This is a genomic window from Bacillus sp. FSL L8-0528 (assembly GCF_038593085.1).
GTDB classification, from domain to species: Bacteria; Bacillota; Bacilli; order Bacillales; family Bacillaceae; genus Bacillus; species Bacillus paralicheniformis.
In genome coordinates this window covers 2758062-2781020 of the sequence record NZ_CP151961.1, presented here as the reverse complement: position 1 = coordinate 2781020, position 22959 = coordinate 2758062, and the positions used below count along the sequence as shown (strand labels likewise).

Annotated in this window: 22 protein-coding genes and 1 pseudogene; 15 read left to right on the top strand and 8 right to left on the bottom strand. The window is 42.9% G+C overall.

Annotation, left to right across the window (positions count from 1 at the left end; genetic code table 11):
* Positions 1-88: 88 nt before the first annotated feature.
* The 3 genes from MHI30_RS14035 to MHI30_RS14025 all read left to right on the top strand — a co-directional run bounded on the left by MHI30_RS14035 (position 89) and on the right by MHI30_RS14025 (position 4591).
* Positions 89-1324 carry a cytochrome P450 gene (locus tag MHI30_RS14035; protein WP_075752159.1) on the top strand — a complete coding sequence of 412 codons (1236 nt, stop codon included), beginning with the start codon at positions 89-91 and terminating at the stop codon, positions 1322-1324.
* 393 nt (positions 1325-1717) lie between these two features.
* Positions 1718-2545: an alpha/beta hydrolase gene (locus MHI30_RS14030; RefSeq protein ID WP_075752161.1), complete on the top strand. Its 828-nt coding sequence runs from the start codon at positions 1718-1720 to the stop codon at positions 2543-2545.
* A gap of 261 nt (positions 2546-2806) precedes the next feature.
* Positions 2807-4591, top strand: a complete 1785-nt coding sequence (locus MHI30_RS14025) for a phosphatase PAP2 family protein (RefSeq protein ID WP_075752507.1) — start codon at positions 2807-2809, stop codon at positions 4589-4591.
* 97 nt (positions 4592-4688) lie between these two features.
* Here the strand turns inward: MHI30_RS14025 and MHI30_RS14020 are convergent, their stop codons facing one another.
* The 4 genes from MHI30_RS14020 to MHI30_RS14005 all read right to left on the bottom strand — a co-directional run bounded on the left by MHI30_RS14020 (position 4689) and on the right by MHI30_RS14005 (position 9060).
* Positions 4689-5483, bottom strand: coding sequence for an SDR family oxidoreductase (locus MHI30_RS14020; protein WP_075752163.1), 795 nt, complete (start codon positions 5481-5483; stop codon positions 4689-4691).
* 17 nt (positions 5484-5500) lie between these two features.
* Positions 5501-6508, bottom strand: a complete 1008-nt coding sequence (locus tag MHI30_RS14015) for an AraC family transcriptional regulator (protein ID WP_075752509.1) — start codon at positions 6506-6508, stop codon at positions 5501-5503.
* A 305-nt stretch (positions 6509-6813) separates the two neighbouring features.
* On the bottom strand, positions 6814-8169 hold the full coding sequence (locus MHI30_RS14010) for an MATE family efflux transporter (RefSeq protein WP_075752165.1): 1356 nt from the start codon (positions 8167-8169) through the stop codon (positions 6814-6816).
* 60 nt (positions 8170-8229) lie between these two features.
* The gene (locus MHI30_RS14005) at positions 8230-9060 is read right to left on the bottom strand and encodes a MerR family transcriptional regulator (RefSeq protein WP_342409651.1); all 831 of its coding nucleotides are present in this window, start codon (positions 9058-9060) and stop codon (positions 8230-8232) included.
* A 528-nt stretch (positions 9061-9588) separates the two neighbouring features.
* Between MHI30_RS14005 and MHI30_RS14000 the strand changes: the two genes are divergently transcribed.
* A complete protein-coding gene (locus MHI30_RS14000; RefSeq protein ID WP_075752169.1) occupies positions 9589-10638 on the top strand; it encodes an NAD(P)/FAD-dependent oxidoreductase in 1050 nt (349 codons plus the stop codon).
* A gap of 73 nt (positions 10639-10711) precedes the next feature.
* Here MHI30_RS14000 and desR read toward each other — a convergent pair whose 3' ends face one another.
* The 3 genes from desR to desE all read right to left on the bottom strand — a co-directional run bounded on the left by desR (position 10712) and on the right by desE (position 13623).
* Positions 10712-11311 carry a two-component system response regulator DesR gene (gene desR, locus MHI30_RS13995; RefSeq protein ID WP_075752171.1) on the bottom strand — a complete coding sequence of 200 codons (600 nt, stop codon included), beginning with the start codon at positions 11309-11311 and terminating at the stop codon, positions 10712-10714.
* Between the two features lie 19 nt (positions 11312-11330).
* Positions 11331-12443: a sensor histidine kinase gene (locus tag MHI30_RS13990; protein WP_075752173.1), complete on the bottom strand. Its 1113-nt coding sequence runs from the start codon at positions 12441-12443 to the stop codon at positions 11331-11333.
* A gap of 121 nt (positions 12444-12564) precedes the next feature.
* Positions 12565-13623 carry a fatty acid desaturase DesE gene (gene desE, locus MHI30_RS13985; protein WP_075752175.1) on the bottom strand — a complete coding sequence of 353 codons (1059 nt, stop codon included), beginning with the start codon at positions 13621-13623 and terminating at the stop codon, positions 12565-12567.
* 291 nt (positions 13624-13914) lie between these two features.
* Here desE and MHI30_RS13980 point away from each other — a divergent pair, with 291 nt between their 5' ends.
* From MHI30_RS13980 to MHI30_RS13965, 4 genes are all read left to right on the top strand, one after another.
* Complete coding sequence (locus MHI30_RS13980) at positions 13915-14262, top strand: winged helix-turn-helix transcriptional regulator (protein ID WP_075752177.1); 348 nt, start codon at positions 13915-13917, stop codon at positions 14260-14262.
* A 185-nt stretch (positions 14263-14447) separates the two neighbouring features.
* A complete protein-coding gene (gene hxlA / locus MHI30_RS13975) occupies positions 14448-15074 on the top strand; it encodes a 3-hexulose-6-phosphate synthase (protein WP_075752179.1) in 627 nt (208 codons plus the stop codon).
* 2 nt (positions 15075-15076) lie between these two features.
* On the top strand, positions 15077-15634 hold the full coding sequence (gene hxlB, locus MHI30_RS13970; RefSeq protein ID WP_075752181.1) for a 6-phospho-3-hexuloisomerase: 558 nt from the start codon (positions 15077-15079) through the stop codon (positions 15632-15634).
* A 536-nt stretch (positions 15635-16170) separates the two neighbouring features.
* A complete protein-coding gene (locus tag MHI30_RS13965) occupies positions 16171-16560 on the top strand; it encodes a tautomerase family protein (protein WP_075752183.1) in 390 nt (129 codons plus the stop codon).
* Between the two features lie 85 nt (positions 16561-16645).
* On the opposite strand, the gene erm is transcribed toward MHI30_RS13965, so the two are convergent.
* A complete protein-coding gene (gene erm, locus MHI30_RS13960) occupies positions 16646-17509 on the bottom strand; it encodes a 23S ribosomal RNA methyltransferase Erm (RefSeq protein WP_075752185.1) in 864 nt (287 codons plus the stop codon).
* Positions 17510-18068: 559 nt separating this feature from the next.
* On the opposite strand from erm, the pseudogene hemB reads away from it, so the two are divergent.
* From hemB to MHI30_RS13925, 7 genes and pseudogenes are all read left to right on the top strand, one after another.
* Positions 18069-19054 (top strand): annotated as a pseudogene (gene hemB / locus MHI30_RS13955) (porphobilinogen synthase).
* Complete coding sequence (yidD, locus tag MHI30_RS13950) at positions 19051-19311, top strand: membrane protein insertion efficiency factor YidD (RefSeq protein ID WP_075752189.1); 261 nt, start codon at positions 19051-19053, stop codon at positions 19309-19311. The pseudogene hemB and the gene yidD overlap by 4 nt, the downstream one beginning before the upstream one ends.
* 391 nt (positions 19312-19702) lie before the next feature.
* Positions 19703-20410 carry a DNA alkylation repair protein gene (locus MHI30_RS13945; protein WP_075752191.1) on the top strand — a complete coding sequence of 236 codons (708 nt, stop codon included), beginning with the start codon at positions 19703-19705 and terminating at the stop codon, positions 20408-20410.
* Positions 20411-20454: 44 nt separating this feature from the next.
* Complete coding sequence (locus MHI30_RS13940; protein WP_075752193.1) at positions 20455-21051, top strand: methyltransferase domain-containing protein; 597 nt, start codon at positions 20455-20457, stop codon at positions 21049-21051.
* Between the two features lie 345 nt (positions 21052-21396).
* Complete coding sequence (locus MHI30_RS13935) at positions 21397-21657, top strand: metal-sensitive transcriptional regulator (protein WP_009327831.1); 261 nt, start codon at positions 21397-21399, stop codon at positions 21655-21657.
* Between the two features lie 146 nt (positions 21658-21803).
* Positions 21804-22286 carry a DsrE/DsrF/DrsH-like family protein gene (locus tag MHI30_RS13930; protein WP_020452325.1) on the top strand — a complete coding sequence of 161 codons (483 nt, stop codon included), beginning with the start codon at positions 21804-21806 and terminating at the stop codon, positions 22284-22286.
* 93 nt (positions 22287-22379) lie between these two features.
* On the top strand, positions 22380-22946 hold the full coding sequence (locus tag MHI30_RS13925) for a sulfurtransferase TusA family protein (RefSeq protein ID WP_043054410.1): 567 nt from the start codon (positions 22380-22382) through the stop codon (positions 22944-22946).
* The last annotated feature ends 13 nt before the right edge of the window (positions 22947-22959 follow it).

Sequence of the window (22959 nt, the reverse complement as noted above, 5' to 3'; positions counted from 1 at the left end):
GAGTGGATGTGAACAGCCTAACGCATTATCTCGGTATACAATTCCGATCAGGCTGTTATTTACAAAAACAGAGATGGAGGTTGGATGTATGTCTTCAAAACAAGAGGAGAGCTTCGCCATATTAACTGAGAGAGAATTGTCTTCTGCAGCATTTAAAGATGAGGCGTATGAATTTTACAAGCGATTACGCGCTTCCCGTCCTGTCTGTCCCGTATCGATGGGGGAGCTGGGCGAAGGCTGGCTCATTACGAGGTACGATGATGCGGTCCATATATTAAAGGATGCAAGAATGAAGAAAAATTACGAAAATGTGTTTACAGAAGAAGAATTAGAGAACTTTTCCGCTCTGGAAAATGAAGAACCTTTATCAAAGCATATGCTCAACGCAGATCCCCCCGACCACGGCCGTTTGCGGTCTCTTGTTCAGAAAGCATTTACTCCCCGGATGGTTTTACAGCTCGAAAACAGAATCCAAAAAATCGCTGATTCCTTATTGGATCAAGTAGAACCGAACCATTCTATGAATCTTGTAGACGACTTCGCTTTCCCGCTGCCGATCATTGTCATCAGCGAGATGCTTGGTATTCCGCTTGAAGATCGGCAAAAATTCAGAGTTTGGTCCCAGGCGGTGATTGATTTTTCTGACACGCCCGAAAGCCTGGAGGAATACAAGTATAAAATAGGCGAATTCGCTGAATACCTGGAATATTTGGTCCGCAAAAAAAGGGACGAGCCGGCTGAGGATTTAGTCAGTGCATTAATTCAGGCAGAAAGCGAAGGAACGAAATTAAGCATAGAAGAGCTGTATTCGACGATTATGCTTCTTATCGTCGCAGGACATGAGACAACGGTAAACTTAATAACCAATATGACCTTTGCCTTGCTGAACCACCCTGAGCAGCTGGAAAAGCTTCGTCAACATCCTGATTTAATCGACTCAGCCATTGAAGAGGCGCTCAGATTTTACAGTCCCGTGGAATTAACCACCTTGCGCTGGGCGGCCGAACCGTTTACATTGCACGGGGAGGAGATTAAGAGAAAAGATGTGGTCATCATTTCATTAGCCTCGGCCAACCGCGATGATACGGTCTTTTCGAATGCCGACCGCTTTGATATTGAAAGAAAGGATAACCGCAACCTTGCTTTTGGCCATGGCAGCCATTTTTGCCTCGGCGCACCGCTTGCCCGATTGGAAGCCAAAATCGCCATTCAAACCTTGCTGCGCCGCTTTGAACATATAGAGATTAAAGGCGAAAGGGAGCAAATCAAATGGAAAGACAATTTTCTGATGAGAGCTTTAGAAGAACTGCCATTATGTTTTTAAATGGGTAGATTTGCGGTCAGCCGTGACTTGTTATCTGTCATTTCGGCCGAACAAAAAGCAGACGTCCATCTATCACAGGGCTCATAAAAATCGTACTCCCCGATATGACGGGGAGTACTCTTCTTGCCGGCTTAATTGTCTATTACTTATTCAGGTCGCTTTCACGAAGGCATCCTCTCATCTTTTCCTCGCAGATTTACCGCACCTCGACAATAAAAACCTTTAATTTTCTCATTGATTTTAATATTTGTAAGTTTTTTGTTTCTGTTTATAATTAGAAACATATGTTAATGTTCCGGTACCTGTTAAAACCGCTTAACAGATGAGCATTCCCGGAATGTTATGTGAGGCTCTTTAAAATATACTGGCTAAAGAAGAAAGGTGTTTTTTAATTTGAGAGGATTCATCAAATGGACAGGGGTGGCGATTCTGTGTATCGGCTTATTCGCCTGTACTTCCAACAAGAATGCTGAAAATGTTCATTACGCAAAAGACGACAGACAAACATTGGATATTTATACACCGCAAACAAACGAGGGTGAAAAACATCCCGTTCTCATCTACCTTCACGGCGGAGGATGGACAAGCGGCGACAAAAGCAGGGCTGCTTCGAAGCCGGCATTTTTTACAGATAACGGCTATGTTTTTGTATCTGTCAACTATCGGCTTCATCCGGATGTTGAGTATGATGAGATGGCTGATGATGCGGCCAAGGCCGTAAAATGGGTGATGGATCATGCGGACGAGTATCAAATCGATCCGTCAAAAATCAACGTCATGGGACACTCGGCAGGGGGACAATTGGCCGGATTAATTGCCGCAGATTCAACATATTTAAATCGTGTCGGCCTCACGCCGGCCGCACTCAATTCGATTGTTGTTTTAGATGGCCCCTTGGATATGAAACGATTCATCGAAGCGATCCCGTCTTATAAAGAAGTGTTTGGCACAGACGAAAAGGTGTGGACAAAAGCATCGCCGCTTTCCTACATAAACAACTCAAAATTGCCGCCCGCCTATCTTGTGACCCGCTGGGAAGACCCTGCCGTTTACAAGTTCGCGGAAACCGTAAACAAAGCGAAAGCAACGGATTTTGTTTATCAAGTCAACAGCTTATCTCACAGTGATTTAAATAAGATGTTCGGCTCTCCGGATGCGCCGGCAGAAGCACAGAATCTGACAAAAGCGGTTATGGCGTTTTTAGAGAAGGAAAATAAATAGACTAAACGGGCCGATTTAGCCTCCTATGCATTTGGCTGAAAGTGTATAAACAGCTGTTAAATTAGCAGAGAAAGGCCTGAATTTTAAATCCGGCCTTTCTCACACTTGTTCCCCCCCTCACTCATAAAGCATCGATCTGCAAAATCCCAAAATATAAACAAAACATTAATAAAATCAAGCCATTTGATTAACAAATTTACGATACGATCATATAGAACTTGATGGTTGGGAGATGAAGAGCAAGGGGGATATGATGTGAGAATGAAACGGTTAAGGATGAGGAAGCATTTACTGATAGCTGTCTGTTCTTTGGCACTTCTTCTAAGTTCTCCGGATGTAGGCGATGCGAGCGCAGCCACTAAACGAACAACCGCAGCTTCGCCGTACTCTTCCGGATTTTTCGTAGATCATTACAAAAATAATATCTCTGCTAATATGACGGTGGAATCCAATCCTGTCATCGGGGTACTTTCCGAATTTAATAAACTTTGGACCCCCGGAAAGACGTGGAATACCGGTACTAAACTGAACAGCAGAGTGTTGGATGCCAACATCCAAAAAGTCGTGGATATTGCTGAACACCGCACGATGCTTGAGGAAAGTGCTGCATATTTTGATGATCGGAGGGGCCAGAGCTACAGTGTTATTGACGGCCTCGGGAAGCTGGCTGACGTCTATCGAATGAACGCGGGAGCGACGACAACGATCATCAGTATCCCGGCAGATGCCTCGATAAAAAAATATCATGATGAAGGAACCAATTCAGGCAGCACCAGCTCGGAACTTGGACATGTCGTGAGTTTGGTCAATACTTTACGCGGCAACTATTCTTCATCGAATCCGGCTAAAGGCTATTTCAATTATCCCCGCCCGTTTCGCTGGAAAGACAATTCGATCATTGTTCCAACGCTTATTCCCGTCATCAATCCTGATCCGAACAAAGACGGAGGTTTTCCAAGCGGACATACGAACGCCGCATATCTCAGCGCTTTTGCTTATGCCTATGCGATACCAGAGCGTTATCAAGAGCTGCTGACTCGCGCTTCAGAACTCGGTCATAACCGGATTGTTGCCGGTATGCATTCCCCGCTGGACGTCATGGGGGGAAGGGTAATGGCAACAGCGTTGTCAGCTGCGATTCTGTCTGATCCCGACAATGAAAAATTGAAGAAAGCGGCTTATGATGAAGCTCATCGTAAACTATTAACGCAAACCGGTACAGGCGAAGACAGATACAGCGATTATGAAACGAATAAAAAACAATATACGGAACGATTGACATATGGATTTCGTCAAATGAAGACAACCGCTAAACCAATGGCAGTTCCAAAGGGAGCCGAAGTCCTGCTGGAAACGCGTTTTCCTTACCTTGACAAAAAGCAGCGCCGTTCGGTTTTGGCCACTACCGGTCTTCCGGCCGGCTACCCTGTTCTTGATGATCGAGAAGGATGGGGAAGGCTTAATCTCTTTTCCGCCGCAGATGGGTATGGTGCTTTTACCAAAAATGTTACCGTGACCATGGATTCCGCAAAAGGCGGCTTCCATACAGCCGATCGCTGGCGCAACGACATCTCCGGCACTGGAAAGCTGACCAAAAAAGGGACAGGCACTTTGAAGCTGGAAGGGGATAATACATATTCCGGCGGTACACGGATTAATCAAGGAACGCTTGAGGGCGGTTCGGAGACAGCTTTCGGGAGAGGTGATGTTACACTAAACGGAGGCATCCTTAAGGAAGATGTGCCGGGAAAACTGATCATCGAAGGAGACTACAAACAATCTGCTGAAGGAATACTTGAACTTCAGCTCAGCGGCAAAAAAGATCAGCTGAAAATTAAAGGCAAAGCAAAATTGAAAGGGATATTACGCCTCAATTTTACGGACAATTACGTACCGGCTGACGGATCGGCGATCATAACCTTCCGCAAGCGTCATGGCTCATTTTCTTCCGTCGAGACCAAGGGGTTGCCAAGCAAGTATAAAGTGAAGATCATCTATAAGTCCAACAGTATTCAGTTGAAAGTTGAGCAAAAGGGGAGAAGCTGATCTGTAAGAGGATTCACGTCACCAAAAGCTGCAAGCTGGCGCATACTGCCGCCAGCTTGTTTTTAGTGTTGACGAAGTCTATCTTGAACGGGGGATCTTAAAAAATAGTCGGCACCATTCCTCCGTCCATACGGATCGGAGACCCTTTAAATGCGGATGCATAAGGACTGCATACAAATGCCGCCAATCTCCCGATTTCAATAGGCTTGATAAATCGCTGTATTTCGGATTGAGGCAGGTTTGTGGTCATAAATTTCTTCTCTTTTTCCGAAAAAGTCATCCCTTCATCAGGGTACATTCCCTGAATAATTTGCTTCACATTCTCAGAGAGTGTCGGCCCCGGCATGATCGTATTGACCGTTACTTCTGTACCGATTGTTAATTTTGATAAGCTTTTTGCCAAAGATAATAGCATTGATTTTGTCATACAATACTGAGGCATCTGCCCTGAAGGCATCATCGCTTCTTCACTTGCAATAAAGATGATGCGGCCAAAATCACTTTTCAGCATTTTCGGCAAATAAAATTTAGTTAAACCGTTTGCAGCCAGCACATTGGTGCGGAAGTATTTTTCCCATACTTCATCGTCAACGTTTTCATATTCCATGATTTCATAAATGCCCATATTGTTTACTAAAATATCGATTTGAGGGTATTTTTTAAATAAAGCTTCCCTTTGCCTAATATCCACGATGTCAGCCGCGGCGTTTTGGGGAGAGGTGGCAGGAAAAGCTGATTTTATTTCATTGACTGTTCGTTCTGCCTCTTCCTCATTTCGTCCGTTAATGAGGACATGAACACCTTCTTTGGCAAGTTCAATAGCGATGGCTTTTCCTATACCTTTCGTCGATCCTGTAACTAATGCTGTTTTATTTTTTAATCCCATATCCATCAAACATTTCTCCTATTCTAGTTAAGTCCATTCATCCGGGTTTGCTTACGCCAATTAGAAGGTGTCTCGCCTTCCCAGAGGCGGAAGGCCCGGTAGAATGAGTTCTGATCTTCATATCCGATCAGAAAGGCCACTTCTTTAATATCGAGCGAAGGGTCTGCCAAGTACTCCCGCGCCTGCTCATGTCTGACTTGGATCAACAGCTGTTTAAAGCTAGTGCCTTCGTCAGTAAGCCGGCGCTGCAAGGTGCGGCCGCTCATTCCTAATTCGCCCGCGACAGTCCGAATGTCTGGGTGCCCTCCTGTGAGCGTGCGTTTCATGATCCACTTGACCACTCCGGTAATTGAAAGGCTATTTTGCTGATCATTCAACGATTGATCCAGCACAGGAGTCAGAATCTCCAGCAACTCTGCATTATACGAGACAAAAGGGCGGTCCAGATCTCCTCGATGCAGCGTCAGCCGATTCCGATCTGCACCGCTCCGGATACGGCAGCCGAAGTATGCTTCAAGCGCCTGCATGTCGCCCATTGGGTGTGCAAACTCGACCGACTTCGCTGTCAACGGCTGACCTGTGCCCCGGCGTCCGAGTTCGAGAAGAAATGCCAGTGTAATGCCAATCAAGAGCGGCGGACCGGGTTGCTTATCATCCAACCATTCCAGTTCGATTGCGCAGTGCTCACCTTCCTCGGTGATACGCAAACTTTCAGGAGGGCATAATTGTTTGTAGCGGGCCATTCGCTTTAGCGCGTCGCGGTAGTCACGGGCATGGTAAGCCGCTAATACGGCCGGAGGGTAATGTGCCGGCTCAAAGCCGGTCGCAAGCTTGATGATTCCTTTGGAAACATCATCAACAAGGTCGGAATACGCCTGCCAGATCGCGAAGTATTGGGCGGCGGTGACAACTGGTTCAGTCATCATGGTGAGCGGCAGCTGGGCTTTTCGGAGCACGTCAGAGGCATTAATTCCTAAGTGACGCAATCCTGCCCAAAACCCTGCCGGGAATTTAATTCGATTATGAGACATCATACGTATGAGCACTCCTTTAACTTTCTGCACCTTCGCTCACTTGGTCGTCATTGCGTCCTGCCTTGTTGGCGGGACAGTTATAACTTTACCTATCCATTGTCGGACTGTAACTAGCAAAGGACGACATTTAACTTGCCGATTACGCCGAACGTGTCAGCGTACGAAGACTGTGACAGGCGGGCGCCTGTATTCTATCATTACCTTCAAATAGGAGGGACAAGTATTATTGTTTGAACCTTCAATTGATGAATGCAGTCCTTAGATATAGGAAACAAGCCGGGAAGAATCTCCCGGCTGTAAAATCATCCCTTGCCGAACATGGGATTTCCTGTTCTCATCACATGTTTTCTCGTCATGAAAAAGAGGAGGGCAGCGACAAAAAACTCGGAAAGCGGCAAGGATAGCCAAACTCCCGTGATGCCAATAAACTTAGGCAAAATCCAAAGCAGGACGAAAAGGGACACGAAGCTTCGCAATATGATAATCACAGCCGATGAGCCGGCCCGGCCAATGGATTGAAAGTAACTCATATAGACAAAGTTATAGCCAAGGAAGGTATACCCGATAAAAAATAGGCGGATTCCATCGATGGCCAGCTGCTGGATTTCGGTTGATTCTATTCCGAATAAGCCTACAAGGAACGGTGCAGCCACCCAGCCGATAACGAGCAAAAGAATTCCCAGGATAACAGCGGTCTTCTCCCCAATCTTCATGCTGCTTTTGATTCGTTCGCTTTCTTCAGCACCATGATAATAGCTGATCATGGGCTGAAGTGCCATTTCAATGCCGAAGAAGGACAGGAACATGAACCCGTGAAGGTAGTTAATGACCGAGAAGGCAGCGACTCCTCCCGTGCCTGCCAGTCCGGCCATCGCCAGGTTATACCCTGTTACAAATGCGAGGAGCCCGGCCTCTGCCAGAAAACTTGGAAACCCGATGGAAAAGATGTGCATAAGGGATTTCCAGGACCACTGAAACGCCAGCTTTCTCAGCTGCACTTGACGGTTAAAGAAGTGCAGGGATAATACAAGCAGTCCGGCGAATCCGCCAAGCACCGTTGAAATCGCAGCGCCTGTTACCCCCATGTTCAAGATCATGATTGTATAAAAATTCAGGATGATATTCACAATCGATGTTGTTGCAAGAGCCATCATCGAAAGCTTTGGACTGCCGTCATTCCTTACAAAAATACTTAACACCTGTTCTAATGCGATGACCCAGCCGAATAAAAACATGACGTTTAAGTACTCTATGACGTAAGAAGAGGTGTCGGAGTTAGCGCCAAGCCATAGCGAAATGGCTTGAATATTGAGAAGCCCGAACACCCCTAAAAGCGCACTGATGATTAGCGTAGAGAAGAGAGCCAGAGAAAAAACGCTGCTTGCCTTTTGCGGACGATTCTCTCCGATGCTGATAGAGTACTTCGTTGCTCCGCCTATCCCAATCCACAGAGCGATGGCCATAATCAAAGAAATGACCGGATAGGAAAGGTTCACTCCAGCCAGTGCTGCGGTTCCAATCCCATTTCCCACGAATAGGCCATCAATTAAAATATTCGCTGACATCAAGAGTAATCCAAGCGTTGCAGGGATGAAATATTTAAAAAACACTTGATTAACTGGTAATTTCATTAGCTGCTGATGTGTTTCTGTCATCATGTATTCCTCCTATAATGAGCTACAGGAGTATTCTAAACCTTCAAGTTACTTGAAGGTCAATCAAAACTTTGTCACCGGAATTTGGATTAAAGTGACAAAATGATCGGACTCCTTGATGACAGCCTCATCAAGAACGGAAATCTCAACGGGGATTCCTTCAAGTTTATATCCTTCCTCTTTCAGCTGACGTAAAACAAGCTGATAACTTTTCCTCATGTCCTCGTAGGGGCCAATATGGGGATAGCTGGCATACAGCCCTTCGTTTAAATATTCCTCGCTGTCTTCGCCGTGCAGCAATTCAAATAAGCCGATGTATTTTACAGGTCCTTCTTGCTTCAAGCTTTCCATATCCACGATCGTTCCGATGTCTCCGGTGAAGAAGCCGTTATTCTCGATCGACTGGCTCGAGAGCGTTTCTCTATCCTTTAAATAAATGTCGTCGCCTTCCTCTATCAGATCGACAGGTTTGTCAAAATGCAGATAGGAAACAGGCCGTTTTGGGAAATACTGAAATGTTAAAGCGGGGTGACCGGCAAGTTTTATTCCTTCTTCGATTGTGGAAATTTTGTTCTCGATCCTCGCCGCACTGCGTTGGAGCCGGAAAATTTCCATCCTGACTTCCTCAAGCTTCTTCTTTAAAATGTCCATCGTCGTTTCCGGAGTCCTTTTATTTAACTGATGCTGAATGTCTTTTAACGAAAATCCATTTTTCCTTAAAAAAATAATGGTATCCAGAACCTGAAATTGTTCAACACCATAATATCGATAGGATGTTTCAGGATCGGTATACTTTGGCTTGAACAGTCCGATTTCATCATAGTAACGCAGAGTCGATGCGGGCAGCTTGAAAAGTCGCGCTACTTCTCCCACGCGGAATCGATTGTTCATCATTTTTCACCTCATTTGTTCGTTTTAGTGATATCACCGAAATACAGAGCTATTCGGTTATCGGAATTATGTATTAAGTCTACTATTGACAGTAGGTGAAAATACACGCCTGGTCAATAAGAAGTCGCAGTATCCCTAAGCAATCTGTTCGATGCAAAGCAATTCTTTATGCCATACCAATCTATCATCATGGAAAAGAAACGGAGGTTGCGAACGTTAGATTTTTAAAAATAAATGAGGACTCCATTATTGGAAGCCCTCATTTGCCATATTTTTTTTCATTACGAATAAAAAAATCTGAATACAGTTTGATTAATGTAGCCCATTCAAAGGAAAAGTTCGGAAAGGCCACACGCCATCGCAGCATCTCAGTAACAGCTGGTCAATTCATCCGGCTTGAAGGTAGGCGAAGAATGAACTTTTTATTAAAATGGATTGTAAAAACGAAGCAATCAAAGTACACTTAATGATAATGATAATCATTTACGATTGAGGGTGTAAACTCATGACATATACCGGGAGTGAAGAGCGATGAGCAGAAATGAAGTGTTTGATGTGACCGTGATCGGCGGAGGTCCGGCCGGGTTATATTCCGCCTTTTACAGCGGACTGCGGGGAATGAAAACGAAGATTATCGAATATCAGCCGATGCTGGGCGGAAAGGTTCACGTTTATCCTGAAAAAATGATCTGGGATGTCGGGGGGCTAACGCCGATTTCGGGAGCCAGGCTGATAGAACAGATCGTGCAGCAGGGGCTAACGTTTCACCCTGAAGTGCTGCTGAATGAGAAAGTCGAATCGATTGCCCGCAATGAAGCAGGGTTGTTTGAATTACATACGGCTGCCTCAGGTGTGCATCTGTCCAAGACGGTCATCGTTGCCGTGGGCGGCGGCATCCTCAATCCGCAAAAGCTTCAGATTGAAGGAGCAGAGCGTTTTGAAGTGTCCAATCTGAATTATACGGTCAAATCGCTGCAGCATTTTAAAGATAAAACGGTCATAGTATCAGGCGGAGGCAATTCGGCTGTCGATTGGGCCAACGAGCTCGAACCTGTAGCGAAAAAGGTCTACCTCGCTTACCGCAAAGATGCGCTCAGCGGGCATGAGGCCCAGGTGGATCAGCTGCTGAACAGCTCGGTGAGCTGCTTCTTCCATACACAGATTACCAAGCTGATCGCTTCGGAAGATCATGAGGTGATCGAACGGGTCGAGCTCACGAACGCTCAAACCGGTGAGGTGATGGAGCTGCCTGTCGACGAAGTGGTCATCAACCACGGCTATGAACGCGACACCTCACTGCTGGAGAACAGCCGGCTTCATATTACCCGGGTTGATGACTATTATATTAAAGGTACCGCCAACTGCCAGTCTTCCGTGCCCGGACTGTATGCGGCAGGGGATATTGTGCATTACGAAGGCAAGCTGCACCTGATCGCCGGAGCGTTTCAGGATGCGGCAAACGCGGTCAACAGCGCCAAGCGCTTTATCGATCCCGAAGCACACAAGAGTGCGATGGTGTCGTCGCATAATGAGGTTTTCAAAGAGCGCAACCGCGAGCTTGTGAAGAAGATGTTCGTGTAGAAAAGAAGCGTTTCCGCCCGTGGGAACAGCTGATTCGTCGAGAGGATCTTGGAGATATGCCAAGATCCTCTTTTTATTTAAACCAGCCTTTTTCCTTTGAACGGGTTATGGCTTCGATCCGATTTTTCACCTCAAGCTTTTCAAGAATCATTGAGATATAATTTCGGACGGTTCCGCTTTTGATGCTGAGTTCTTGGGCGATTTCTTTTGTGTTTTTTCCGTCGGCCACAAGTTCGAGCACTTCTTTTTCTCTATCTGTAAGGGGATTGGCCTCACTGTACATGTCTTCCATCAATTCAGGCGCATAGATCCGCTTTCCTTTCATGACGCTGCGGATGGCGCTCACAAGTTCTTCGCTTGGGCTGTCCTTTAACAAATAGCCTTTAACACCTGCTTTAATGGCCCGCTGAAAGTAACCGGGACGGGCAAAAGTGGTTAAGATAATAATGTTGCAGCCTGTATCCTTTAGTTCCTCGGCAGCTTCAAGCCCCGTCTTTCCGGGCATTTCAATGTCCATAATGCATACATCAGGCCGATGTTTTTTTGTGAAATCAACGGCATCCTGTCCGGTTGTGCCTTTGCCGACGACTTCCATATCTTCTTCTAAATTCAGAAGCGATCCTAAAGCGCCCAAGAGCATCTGCTGATCTTCCGCAATAAATATACTAATCATGCAAGCCATCCTTTTTTGTTTATTTTGAGTTATTAGGAATTGACATGGTAAGCTTAGTTCCGTTTTTTGTATCAATGTGAAGGCTTCCGTTTGCAAATTCAAGCCGTTCTCTCATCCCAAGCAAGCCGTGTCCTTTTGAAAAGCACTTCTCTTCACCTTGAAACGTTCCATCGTCAGTCACTGTAATGACAACTTCCTTCCAGAGCTGCTGGATGTCAATGCGGCAGGTCGTAGCCTGACTATGCTTGACGACATTAGTGACAGCTTCCTTTAAGCACATGCTCAATATGTTTTCATTAAGCAATGAGATATTTTCCGGCAATTTATCTTCTTCATAGATGAACGCAATGTCGGCTGCTTCAAGAATTTGTTTGATGTTGATAATTTCATCCTTGAGCCGGATGCCTTTCATGGAGGATACAATTTTTCTGACTTCATTTAAAGAAGTTCTCGCAGTTTGCTGAACGCTTTTCAGTTCACGCGCAGCTTGATCGGGATCTTTGTAAATTAATTTTCTCGCCAAGTCGCTTTTTAAACCGATCAGAGACAGCTTTTGTCCAAGTGTATCGTGAAGGTCGCGGGCAATCCGCTGCCGTTCTTCTAATTTTACCAAATTGGCAATCCGTTCATTAGCATACTCGAGTTTTTCTTCGAGGCGTTCGCGTTCCTTGCGGTTTCTGATACTGAACGGCAATAAAATCGCGCTGATGAGAGTGATGACCACAAAAGGAATTTGTGTCAGAAAAAATTCCTTTTTTAAAACGAGACTGAAGTTGGCAGCGACGGCTGCGCTTATTAAATGGACGTAATATAAAATGTGAAAAGGGGCTCGTTTTTTAATGTTCCCTATAAAATATGCGATAAAAAAAGCAAAATAAATATAGCTGAACAGCATAATCGAGGCGGTTGAAATGCCGATTAAAATAAACGCCCACAAATAAACGTCCCAGCCTTTTGAGACAAAAGCAAATCTGTATACCGCAAAAAATAAAAGTGTCAAAATGATGCCGACGACGATGACAAGTGTAGATGATGATTGCATGATAAAGTAGAAGGGCAGGATGAAAAATATCGTCCATATATACGGCGAGATCCCGTTAAGTTTTTGAAATGCAAAATGCTTTTTGAACATGATATAACCTCGTTTTCAGCTTTTCATCTTTAGAGTAACTTTACCATTGCCTGAGCCGGATTGCATCATCCGACAATAAATAAGGAAGCCTTCTTGTTAATATAAGAAGACCTCCTCATCGTCAGGCGTTCTTCCGCAGCTTCTGTTTTTCCGTTGAATCCTGCGAAAGATGGGAAGATGTTTGTTTCATGTCCCGAAAGGTTACAAACTGCTTTTTTTCTTCATCCCAAAGCCGGAACGCGAGTGATTGCAGGCTTGTTTTTAAAGTGATGGTCGGGACGTTTTTTAGTGGTTCATGCTGCTCATGTGCAATTTCAAGTTTATAGTTAGGCACCTTTGGGCTCAGATGGTGAACGTGGTGGTACCCGATATTGCCTGTAAGCCATTGAAGCAGTTTCGGGAGCTTATAAAATGAACTTCCTTCCACAGCGGCCTGAACGTAGCTCCAGTTTTCATCCGCTTCAAAATAAGAATCTTCAAATGTATGCTGAACATAAAACAGCCAAACGCCGATCGAACCCGAGATCAGAAAGATCGGACCCTGTACGAGCAAAAACGATTGCCAGCCAAAGATCAGGCAGCAGACAGCAGCCAATGCCGCGATCGCAAGATTGGTGAGGTATGTGTTCACACGTTCCTTCCGTCTTGCACCTTTTTTGTTAAAGCGGTTTGTGATCAGAAAGACATAAATCGGTCCGAGAATAAACATGATAAACGGATTTCTGTAAAGTCTGTATGCGATTTTTGTGCGTAAAGGTGCGGCTTTATATTCGTTTACCGTCAGCAGCCAGATATCGCCTGTTCCGCGTTTATCCAGGTTGCTGCTTGTCGCATGATGAATCGAATGGCTGTGCTGCCATTGAAGATAAGGAAATAAAGTCAGAACGCCTGTCAAAAAGCCGAGAATATGGTTATGGCGCTTTTGTTTGAAAAAGGATAGATGGCAGCAGTCGTGAAAAATAATGAAAATTCTCGTCAAAAACCCTGCGGCAATCACCGTTATTCCTAAAGTAAGGAGATAGGAGACATCGAGGCTGAAATAGGCAAGAAACCAAAGTCCGAAAAAAGGAATAAACGTATTGAAGAGCTGAATGAGACTGTTTTTGGTATCAGGCTGGGCAAACGCAGCAACCTGTTTTGTTAGCTGTTTTTGTTTATGGGCAATAGTTTGTTCAGTCATAGTAAAGTTATCCTCTCATAAATGGGTCTTAAGTTAAGTTTACGGCACAGCGAGATGTCTTTGTAGTAGCACACATCATGCTTCAAACATGACACTTGTCATGTTTCCTGCACTCGAATGGATTGCTCAGGCATAAGAAGATTGACAATGTCATGATGGGCAAATCTGCATGATGATATGGTAAATAACGGAAGTTACAAAAACGCGATGATTGATTCGTTAAACAAAGTTCTTTTACAATGATGTAATAGATGATCATCGTTTAGTCATTTAGATAAGGAGTGAATTCATATGTCACGAATGGAAAATAAAATATTTAATTGTGAGAAGGAGCTGACGCTCAACATTATCGGCGGAAAGTGGAAAATGCTGATTTTGTGGTTTTTAGGAAAAGAAGGTACGAAAAGGTTCGGAGAATTAAAAGCTTTGATGCCCGGCATTACGCAAAGAATGCTGGTGAATCAGCTGCGGGAATTAGAAGAAGATCATATTGTACATAGGGAAGTATATCCGGTTGTTCCCCCAAAAGTTGAATATTCCCTAACAAAACAAGGAGAAAGTTTAATGCCTATATTAGAGGCGATGTATGAATGGGGTAAAAATTATATAGAAACTAACTTTTCAAAAGATGATGAATAGAATGATTGACTTTAAGATACTGTTTTGGAGACAGTATCTTTTTCTATACCATATGAGGAAAAGTATAGTATGTAAAAAAAAAGTGCGTACTATTAATGGAATTTTTCACTTGTTATACTCTTGATGTAACAAAATATGAAAAGAATAATCCGCGGAATTCTTAATTCAAACAGAGGTGATTGCAAGTGGAATTACAGTTAGCATTAGATTTAGTCAATATACCGGAAGCCATCGAAGTAGTAAAAGAAGTGGAAGAATACATTGACATTGTAGAAATCGGTACGCCGGTTGTGATAAATGAAGGACTCCGTGCAGTGAAAGAGGTGAAAGCCGCTTTCCCGAATTTGAAAGTACTGGCAGACCTTAAAATTATGGATGCGGCAGGGTATGAAGTGATGAAAGCATCAGAAGCAGGAGCCGACATCATCACCATTTTAGGGGCTGCTGAAGACATGTCTATTAAAGGCGCTGTAGAAGAGGCAAAAGCCCAAGGGAACAAAATCCTGGTGGATATGATTGGAATTAAAGATATCAAATCGCGCGCTAAGGAATTGGATGAACTTGGTGTCGATTATATTTGTGTCCATACCGGTTATGACCTTCAAGCCATTGGCCAAAATTCATTTGAAGACTTAATGACCATTAAAAATGTTGTAAAAAACGCTAAAACGGCTATTGCAGGCGGAATTAAATTAGACACATTGCCCGACGTCGTTAAATTAAAACCTGATTTGGTTATTGTCGGGGGCGGTATTGCAAATCAAGATGATAAAGCTGCGGCAGCCGCAAAAATGAAGCAGATGATCCAATAAACATGAAGACTTATGATTATGTAAAAGCGATCATCGCAGAGCTTGATCTTGCAACGTCTCAAAATCAAGCGGAAGGAATAGAAGACTTAATATCCACTATCATGTCTTCTGAAAAAGTGTTTGTTTCCGGTGCAGGCCGCTCTGGTTTAATGGGGAAATCATTTGCTATGCGATTAATGCATATGGGTATTGATGCATTTGTAACAGGAGAAACCGTAACACCACCATTTACCGGAAAAGACTTGCTTATCGTGGGCACAGGTTCAGGGAAAACAGAAAGTTTGCTTCATATGGTGGAAAAGGCAAAAGATATCGGAGGCACTGTCGCAGCAGTTACGATCTCTCCAGATTCACCCATAGCTGAAATAGCTGACCTGATACTGCAGCTGCCCGGCTCCCCAAAAGATCAAACGACGGGCAATAAACAGACGATACAACCGATGGGCTCGCTTTTTGAACAGACTCTTTTATTGTTTTATGACGCTATCATATTGCGAATCATGGAAATGAAAGGGCTGAATACTCATAACATGTATGGAAATCATGCCAATCTTGAATAATAGAAAATCGCCATCCGCTATCTTGGATGGTGATTTTTTTTGCATACAAACCTGTTTTTAACATATCATTTACATCTTTATTATATTTTTGAAATGTAGATAACGTAAACTGGAGCAGGGACTAAATAGATATATGAAGAAAGGAGCTTATCATGCTTACAAGTTTTAGCCTGATTGGGTTTATACCTTCAATTATTGTTGCTGCTTTAATCATATTCGGGTTGAGAAAGCTTGTACTTTCTTTAAGAAATAAATAGGGTATTGATAATCATGTTGTTGTCACATTTTGATAAAGTTTTGTTTATATACTAATCTCCTAAATATTGATTGTGAGCTGATCCAGCCCTTGTATCTTCTGTTCTGATAAATGAGATGAATGGATGATCAAATATTGAATATATTTTGGTTATATGTTATGTTTTTATCAAGTTAGCAGAAATCATTCCTTGTATCCATATCGAAACAATTGTTCAAGGACAGGTGGAACCTCTTATTTCTCTAACGAAATTTAAAACGATCAAAAAGGGGATAAACAAATGCCATTATTACGTTTCGATCTAATAGAAGGCCGTGATGAACAAGCATTAAAAAAATTATTAGATACCGCACACGATGCGATGGTAGAAGCGTTTAACGTTCCGGAGAAAGACCGCTATCAAATTGTTCATCAGCATCCGGCGAATGAGCTCATTATCCAAGATACAGGCTTGGGATTGAATAGATCAAAGGATCTGGTTGTGATCAGCATTACCAGTAAAACAAGAACGGAAAGTCAAAAAGAGAAATTGTACGCTTTACTTGCTGAAAGGCTTGAAGCGGAATGCGGCATTTCACCTGAAGATGTCATGGTGTCCATCACAGAAAATGGAGATGCCGATTGGAGTTTCGGCCTCGGCGAGGCGCAGTTTTTAACTGGAAAGCTGTAAGCACGCAAAAGGAATGTTGACAGGGACATCTGAATCTCTTCAGAAATAGCAAAAGCTGCTGACGGGAAGTCAGCAGCTTTTTTCTTTATATTTCTCCGGGTTTTCGCTTATTTGCTCTTGGCCATTTGTGGTGCATCACATATTGAGTCATCGTGTTAAAAATAACCGCCCATTGGTTTTCGGTGAGCGTTCCAACGGTTTTTTCATTGTTGATTTTTAGACTTTTTCTTAAGTGTTTCATTTGAGGCGGAGTAAAAATCCCGCGTAAAGCAACACAGAGAGGGATATTCGGCTCCTTTAGCGCGTATTCGGCAAGCCCCCGAAACGCAATATAATGTTTATGTGATATAGGCGCGTCTTTTTTTCGTGTTATTCTGACCATTGCCGAGTCCACTTTTGGAGGGGGAGAAAAATGTTCTTTCGATATTTCTCTGACAATGCCGATATTAAACCACATTCTCCAAGCTAAAACATAGGAATTTTTAATGAATTTTGATGTGAAGCGTTTAGCAGCCCCTTTTTCCATTACGATGATCCCTTTTTGAAATCCGCTTGCAGGATTGTTCAAAAGCATTTTCATAATGGGGGTTGTGATGGCATAGGGAATATTAGAGACCACCACAAACTTTTCTTTTGGTAAATGAATCTTCAAGATATCTTGATGAATAATTTTCGTATTTGAATGGTGTGCTGTTTTACGTGTGAGTATATCAATGAATTTAGAATCGTTTTCCACTGCCAATACCTTACCGGCCTTTTGACATAGCACAGTTGTCAAAGCCCCTTTTCCCGCTCCTAACTCTAAAACTGTATCGTCAATGCCGATATTTGCCCGATCCACAATTTCTTCAATTAATTTTTTATTATGCATCAAATGCTGTCCCGAAAAATTCGGGGATTCCCCGCGGTTTAACTTTTTTCCTCTGTACTTATGATTTTTTTTCTTCATGTTTCCTCTTCCTCTCATCATAAAAAATCACAGGCGGTCTGCCTGTGATTCAGAGTAAAGGGAAGAGCCATCCTTTAAGGATGAATCCGCGGTATTTCCATAACCAAATAAGCCTTTCTCAGCCGTTTGAAAAAAGGATTAAACAAAAAAGAAAGGCAGAACGATCCGCCTTTCTACAAGTTACAAATTTTATATGCAAATTGAAGATTATTAAAAAAGGACAGACTGATCCCGTTTACTCTGCATACACAAACAGAGCCTTTGAACGTATTTAATTACTGGTTCAAAGTTGGGAAACGAAGTCTCATTGAGTGTGTCATTTTTTAATAATCCTCCTGAAAAGTTAAAGTTACGATTACATTGTAGGGCATTCTTTGGAAAACGTCAACGGCTGCTGGAAGTTTCTTCTCCTTACGAATACGCAGGGGTTAACCAGGCAGTGTTAAGAACGGGAGTCTACTAACATTGAAATTATAGATGTGATTGTCTATAATTCAAGATATAAATCGTAATATTTACGATTTTAGAATAATCCATGTAGAAAAGTGGTGCAATAACATTGAATCAATCATTCGCATTCTCACGGCATCGCAGACTGCGCTCAACGCCGGGTATCCGGGATTTGGTAAGAGAAAATCGGCTTTCCGCTAACGATTTCATATATCCTCTGTTTGTCCAAGAGGGGAGGGGGTTAAAAACAGAAGTTCCTTCCATGCCGGGCGTTTATCAACTGACATTGGATTTATTGGAAGAGGAAATTATGAAGTAAGGACACTCGGGATTAAAGCGATTCTTCTCTTCGGGATTCCGAATTGGAAAGATGATTTGGCAACGTCTGCTTATGCGTCAGATGGAATTGTTCAACGAGCGGTTAGGCAAATCAAGGCTTTAGATTCTGATTTGGTCATCATTACAGACACATGTATATGTCACTATCAAACAGAAGGCCATTGCGGCATACCGGTAAACGGCAGGATCGATAATGACGTGTCTTTAGATATACATGTAAAAGTCGCCGTATCTCAGGCTGAGGCAGGTGCCGATATTCTGGCGCCCTCAAGCATGATGGATGGATTTGTGACGCATATACGACATGCACTGGATGAATCGGGTTATAAAGACATACCGATCATGTCGTACGGTATTAAATATGCTTCAAGCTATTATGGACCATTCCGTGATGCCGCGGATAATTCGCCGGCTTTCGGTGACCGCCGGACCTATCAGATGGACCCGGCAAACCGTTTGGAGGCTTTTCGTGAGGCACAGTCCGATATTGAAGAGGGAGCGGATTTTATGATCATTAAACCTGGTTTGCCTTATTTAGACATCATCAGGGATATGCGAAATTCTCTCCAGATTCCGCTGGTTTCATATCAAGTAAGCGGTGAATATGCCCAAATAAAAGCTGCATCGCAAAACGGCTGGATAGATGAAAAAAATACAGTGTTGGAAAGTATGCTTGCGATGAAGAGGGCCGGTGCAGATCTAATTGTTACATATTTTGCAAAGAATATAGCAAAATTTCTTCGGGAGGAATCGTGAAACGGGCAGCGATCGTATTCATTCGATTCTATCAAAAGGCGATATCACCTCTTTTCCCGCCAACTTGCAGATTTTATCCAACATGCTCCAACTATGGGCTTGAAGCGATTCAAAGGTTTGGGTTTATCAAAGGCAGTTATCTGCTCATCAAACGATTACTGAAATGCCATCCCCTTCATCCAGGAGGCTTTGATCCTATTCCAAGCAAAACAGAGAAAAAAAGTGAAGGGGAATCGCCCAAATCAAATAGGATTTAACTTTTTCTGGGGATTGCTCTTTATGAAAACATACCTAAAAAAACAAAAGTTGTGATCAGCTGATGCAAATATCAGTGGCATTCGAATTTGACGCATGAAGAGAAAAGGCGGTCAAAAACCCCCCCTTTCTGCTTGTTAAAATGTTTCATATAATAAACATAAATGATATGAATGAAGTGCAGAGGAAATGTAGTTTTCATTAGACTTTAGGAAACAAAACAGCCGCTAAAAAAGATGAGGATCATACATGGCAACTGATCTTTTCATGCTGATGTAGCCGTTTATGGAGAGCATTAAAACAAATGAAATTGATTTGAAATGATTAGATGAAGTTAAAGAGCATGATAATGGAGTTAAAGTAATGAATTTAATTTAAGAAGGAAGTGAAAGCATGGATCTTGAAACGGTTATGAAGGAACTGGAAGCGTTGGGTACGGAAAACATGAAAAAAAGATACATAACGAATGGTGCACACGAACCGCTTTTTGGCGTGGCGACAGGCAAGATGAAGCCGCTCGCAAAGAAAATCAAGAAAAATCAGCCTTTGGCGGAGCAGCTTTACGCTACCGGGAACTACGATGCCATGTATTTTGCCGGCATTATTGCTGACCCAATCATAATGACTGAAGCTGATTTTGAGCGCTGGATCGATGCTGCGTATTTTTATATGCTTTCTGATTATGTTGTTGCCGTAACTTTGGCAGAAACCGATTTTGCGCAAGCTGTCGCAGATAAATGGATTTCAAGCGGGGAAGAACTCAGAATGTCGGCAGGCTGGAGCTGTTACTGCTGGCTTTTAGGTAATCGATCGGACGATGAATTTAATGTGACCAAAATTGCCGGTATGCTTGATCAGGTGGAACATGCGATTCACGATTCTCCGGATCGAACAAAATCGGCTATGAATAACTTTATCTACACAGTCGGGATTTCATATTTGCCGCTCCATGAAAAGGCGGTTGAAACCGCAAAAGCAGTAGGCCCGGTCGAACTTCGGCGGGACAAGAAAAAAAGCAGTATCCTGAACGCTTCCAAAAATATTCAAATGGATGTTGAGAGAGGCCGCCTTGGTTTCAAACGGAAATATGTAAGATGTTAGCACAGTCTGCAGTGAAATTTCTAAAAATAACTAGGGAGCGGAGCATGGAAAATAACGTTTTTGAACAGATGGCAAAACGATATGATACAGAAGAAAGAATTGAATTAGCAAAAGTGATCGTGAATGAAGTAAGACAAGAATTGAGAAATAGTCAATCAAAATCTTTAATCGACTATGGGAGCGGTACTGGTCTCATTAGTTTAGAATTATCAGATTTAGTACATTCTATTTTGTTGGTCGATTCGTCAAAACAAATGCTGGAGGTGGCGAAAGCTAAAATTTCTCGCAAAGGAATCGCCAACGCAAAAGTGCTTTATTCAGATTTTACCCAAGAAACTCCTGAACTGAAGGCAGACATCGTTTTAATGTCACTAGTCCTTCTTCATATTCCGGATACGAATAAAATTTTACAAGAATTGTTCGGTGTTTTAAATAATGGCGGAAAGCTCATGATTATTGATTTTGACAAAAACGATAAAATTCAACATCCGAAAGTTCACAGCGGTTTTTCGCACGGAGAATTGAAAAAAAGATTATCCGATGTTGGATTTAAATCAACTGAAATGAAAACATTCTATCACGGCCATCGTATTTTTATGAATCAAGATGCTCCAATGTTTATATCCAGCAGCATAAAGTGATTTCTTGTTTTTGAAATGAAATAGCGGAAGCCGGAAAACGATCCGGCTTTTTCTGCTTCACTTCCCTTCTCCACAAGGTAAAACACATGAAACATCTTCATCAGCGCTCGGGTCCGCGACAGAAGCTTAAAATTTGATTTATCCTCAGCAGTTCAGTATATTATACACATAGGGGTATATGTATTGTGCGGGAGATAGGCTGTTTTGTACAAAAAGTCGTCACAGGCTGGATTCTTAACGAATATGACAGAAATGCAGGACAGTTCATATCCGCATAGTAACGGTTTCGCGAAACTGTTGATAAAAATGATATGCTATCATCATAAGAAAATGGGAGGTTATCTGATGGAATACGATGATCAATTAAAAAATAGGATCAAACGAGTGGAGGGTCAAGTTCGAGGGATATTAAAAATGATGGATGAAGGAAAAGAGTGTAAAGAGCTCGTAAGCCAAATGTCAGCGGTTCGTTCCGCATTAGATCGCGCCATTGGTGTTGTTGTAAGCAGCAACTTGGAGAAATGCGTTCGCCTTCAAATCGAAAGAGGAGAAGATACCGAAGACCTCATTCAAGAAGCCGTTAATTTATTGGTTAAAAGCAGATAGTGTTAAGATGGCTGTTGATAATACAGCCTCTGTATACCCTTAGTTAAAAGAAAACCCCTTAAGGGTATAAAGAGCTGAAACTTATATTTTTTTATTTTTTATATACCCATACGGGTATTAGTATATGGAAATAGGAGAGTTGATCTATGTCAGACCAAAAAGAAAAAACGACCATTGTTTTATTTAGCGGTGACTTAGATAAGGCGATTGCCGCTTTTATTATTGCTAATGGAGCCGCTGCTTATGATCATGAGGTAACAATTTTTCATACATTTTGGGGGCTTAACGCTTTAAGAAAGGATGAACCGGTGCCGGTAAAGAAAGGGCCGCTTGAAAAAGCATTCGGCTTTATGATGCCCCGGGGTTCAAAGAAATTCGGATTATCTAAAATGAATTTTGCCGGTATCGGGCCTAAAATGATCAAACATGTCATGAAAAAGCACGGCGTGCTGTCTCTGCCTCAGCTGATTGAAATGGCGCAAGAACAAGGAGTTAAGCTTGTTGCCTGTACAATGACAATGGACTTGTTAGGCTTGCAAAAAGAAGAACTTATCGACGGTATTGATTATGCAGGAGTTGCCGCATATCTCGGGGATGCCAACGAAGCAAAAGTGAATTTATTTATATAACGGTCTCCAAATTAAACGGTGCTTTAAGGAATAGGGTTGCCGGAGCGATCAAATGGAACTTTGATACTGAAAATGAGTATGGAGGGATGATTGATGAACATCAAATCTGACCGCGTGTTAGATGCGAAGGGGCTTGCTTGTCCAATGCCCGTTGTAAAAACGAAAAAGGCCATGAATGAGTTAGAACCGGGGCAGGTAATGGAAGTGCATGCTACTGATAAAGGGTCTCTTGCTGATATACAGGCATGGGCAAAGGGAAGCGGCCACCAGTATCTCGGGACGACAGAAGACGGAAATATATTAAAGCATTTTCTTCGTAAAGCAGGTCACTCGGAAATAAAGAAAGAAAAAACGTTTCCTTATGTGATTCAAAATGAAGAGCTTCAAAAAAAGGTAGAGGCGGGAGAACGGATAACAGTCGTTGATGTTCGGGAACCTGCAGAATACCGTTTCGGCCATATTCCAGGAGCGATTTCAATCCCATTAGGTGAACTTGAAAAAAGAGCAAAGGAACTGAATAGAGAAGAGAAAATTTACGTTGTTTGCCGTACAGGTAATAGAAGCGATCTGGCAGCTAAACAGCTTGCAGCTAACGGCTTTAAAGACGTTGAAAATGTGGCGCGGGGAATGGAGGAGTGGTCAGGGCCTATTGAAAAATGATCAATAAATTGAA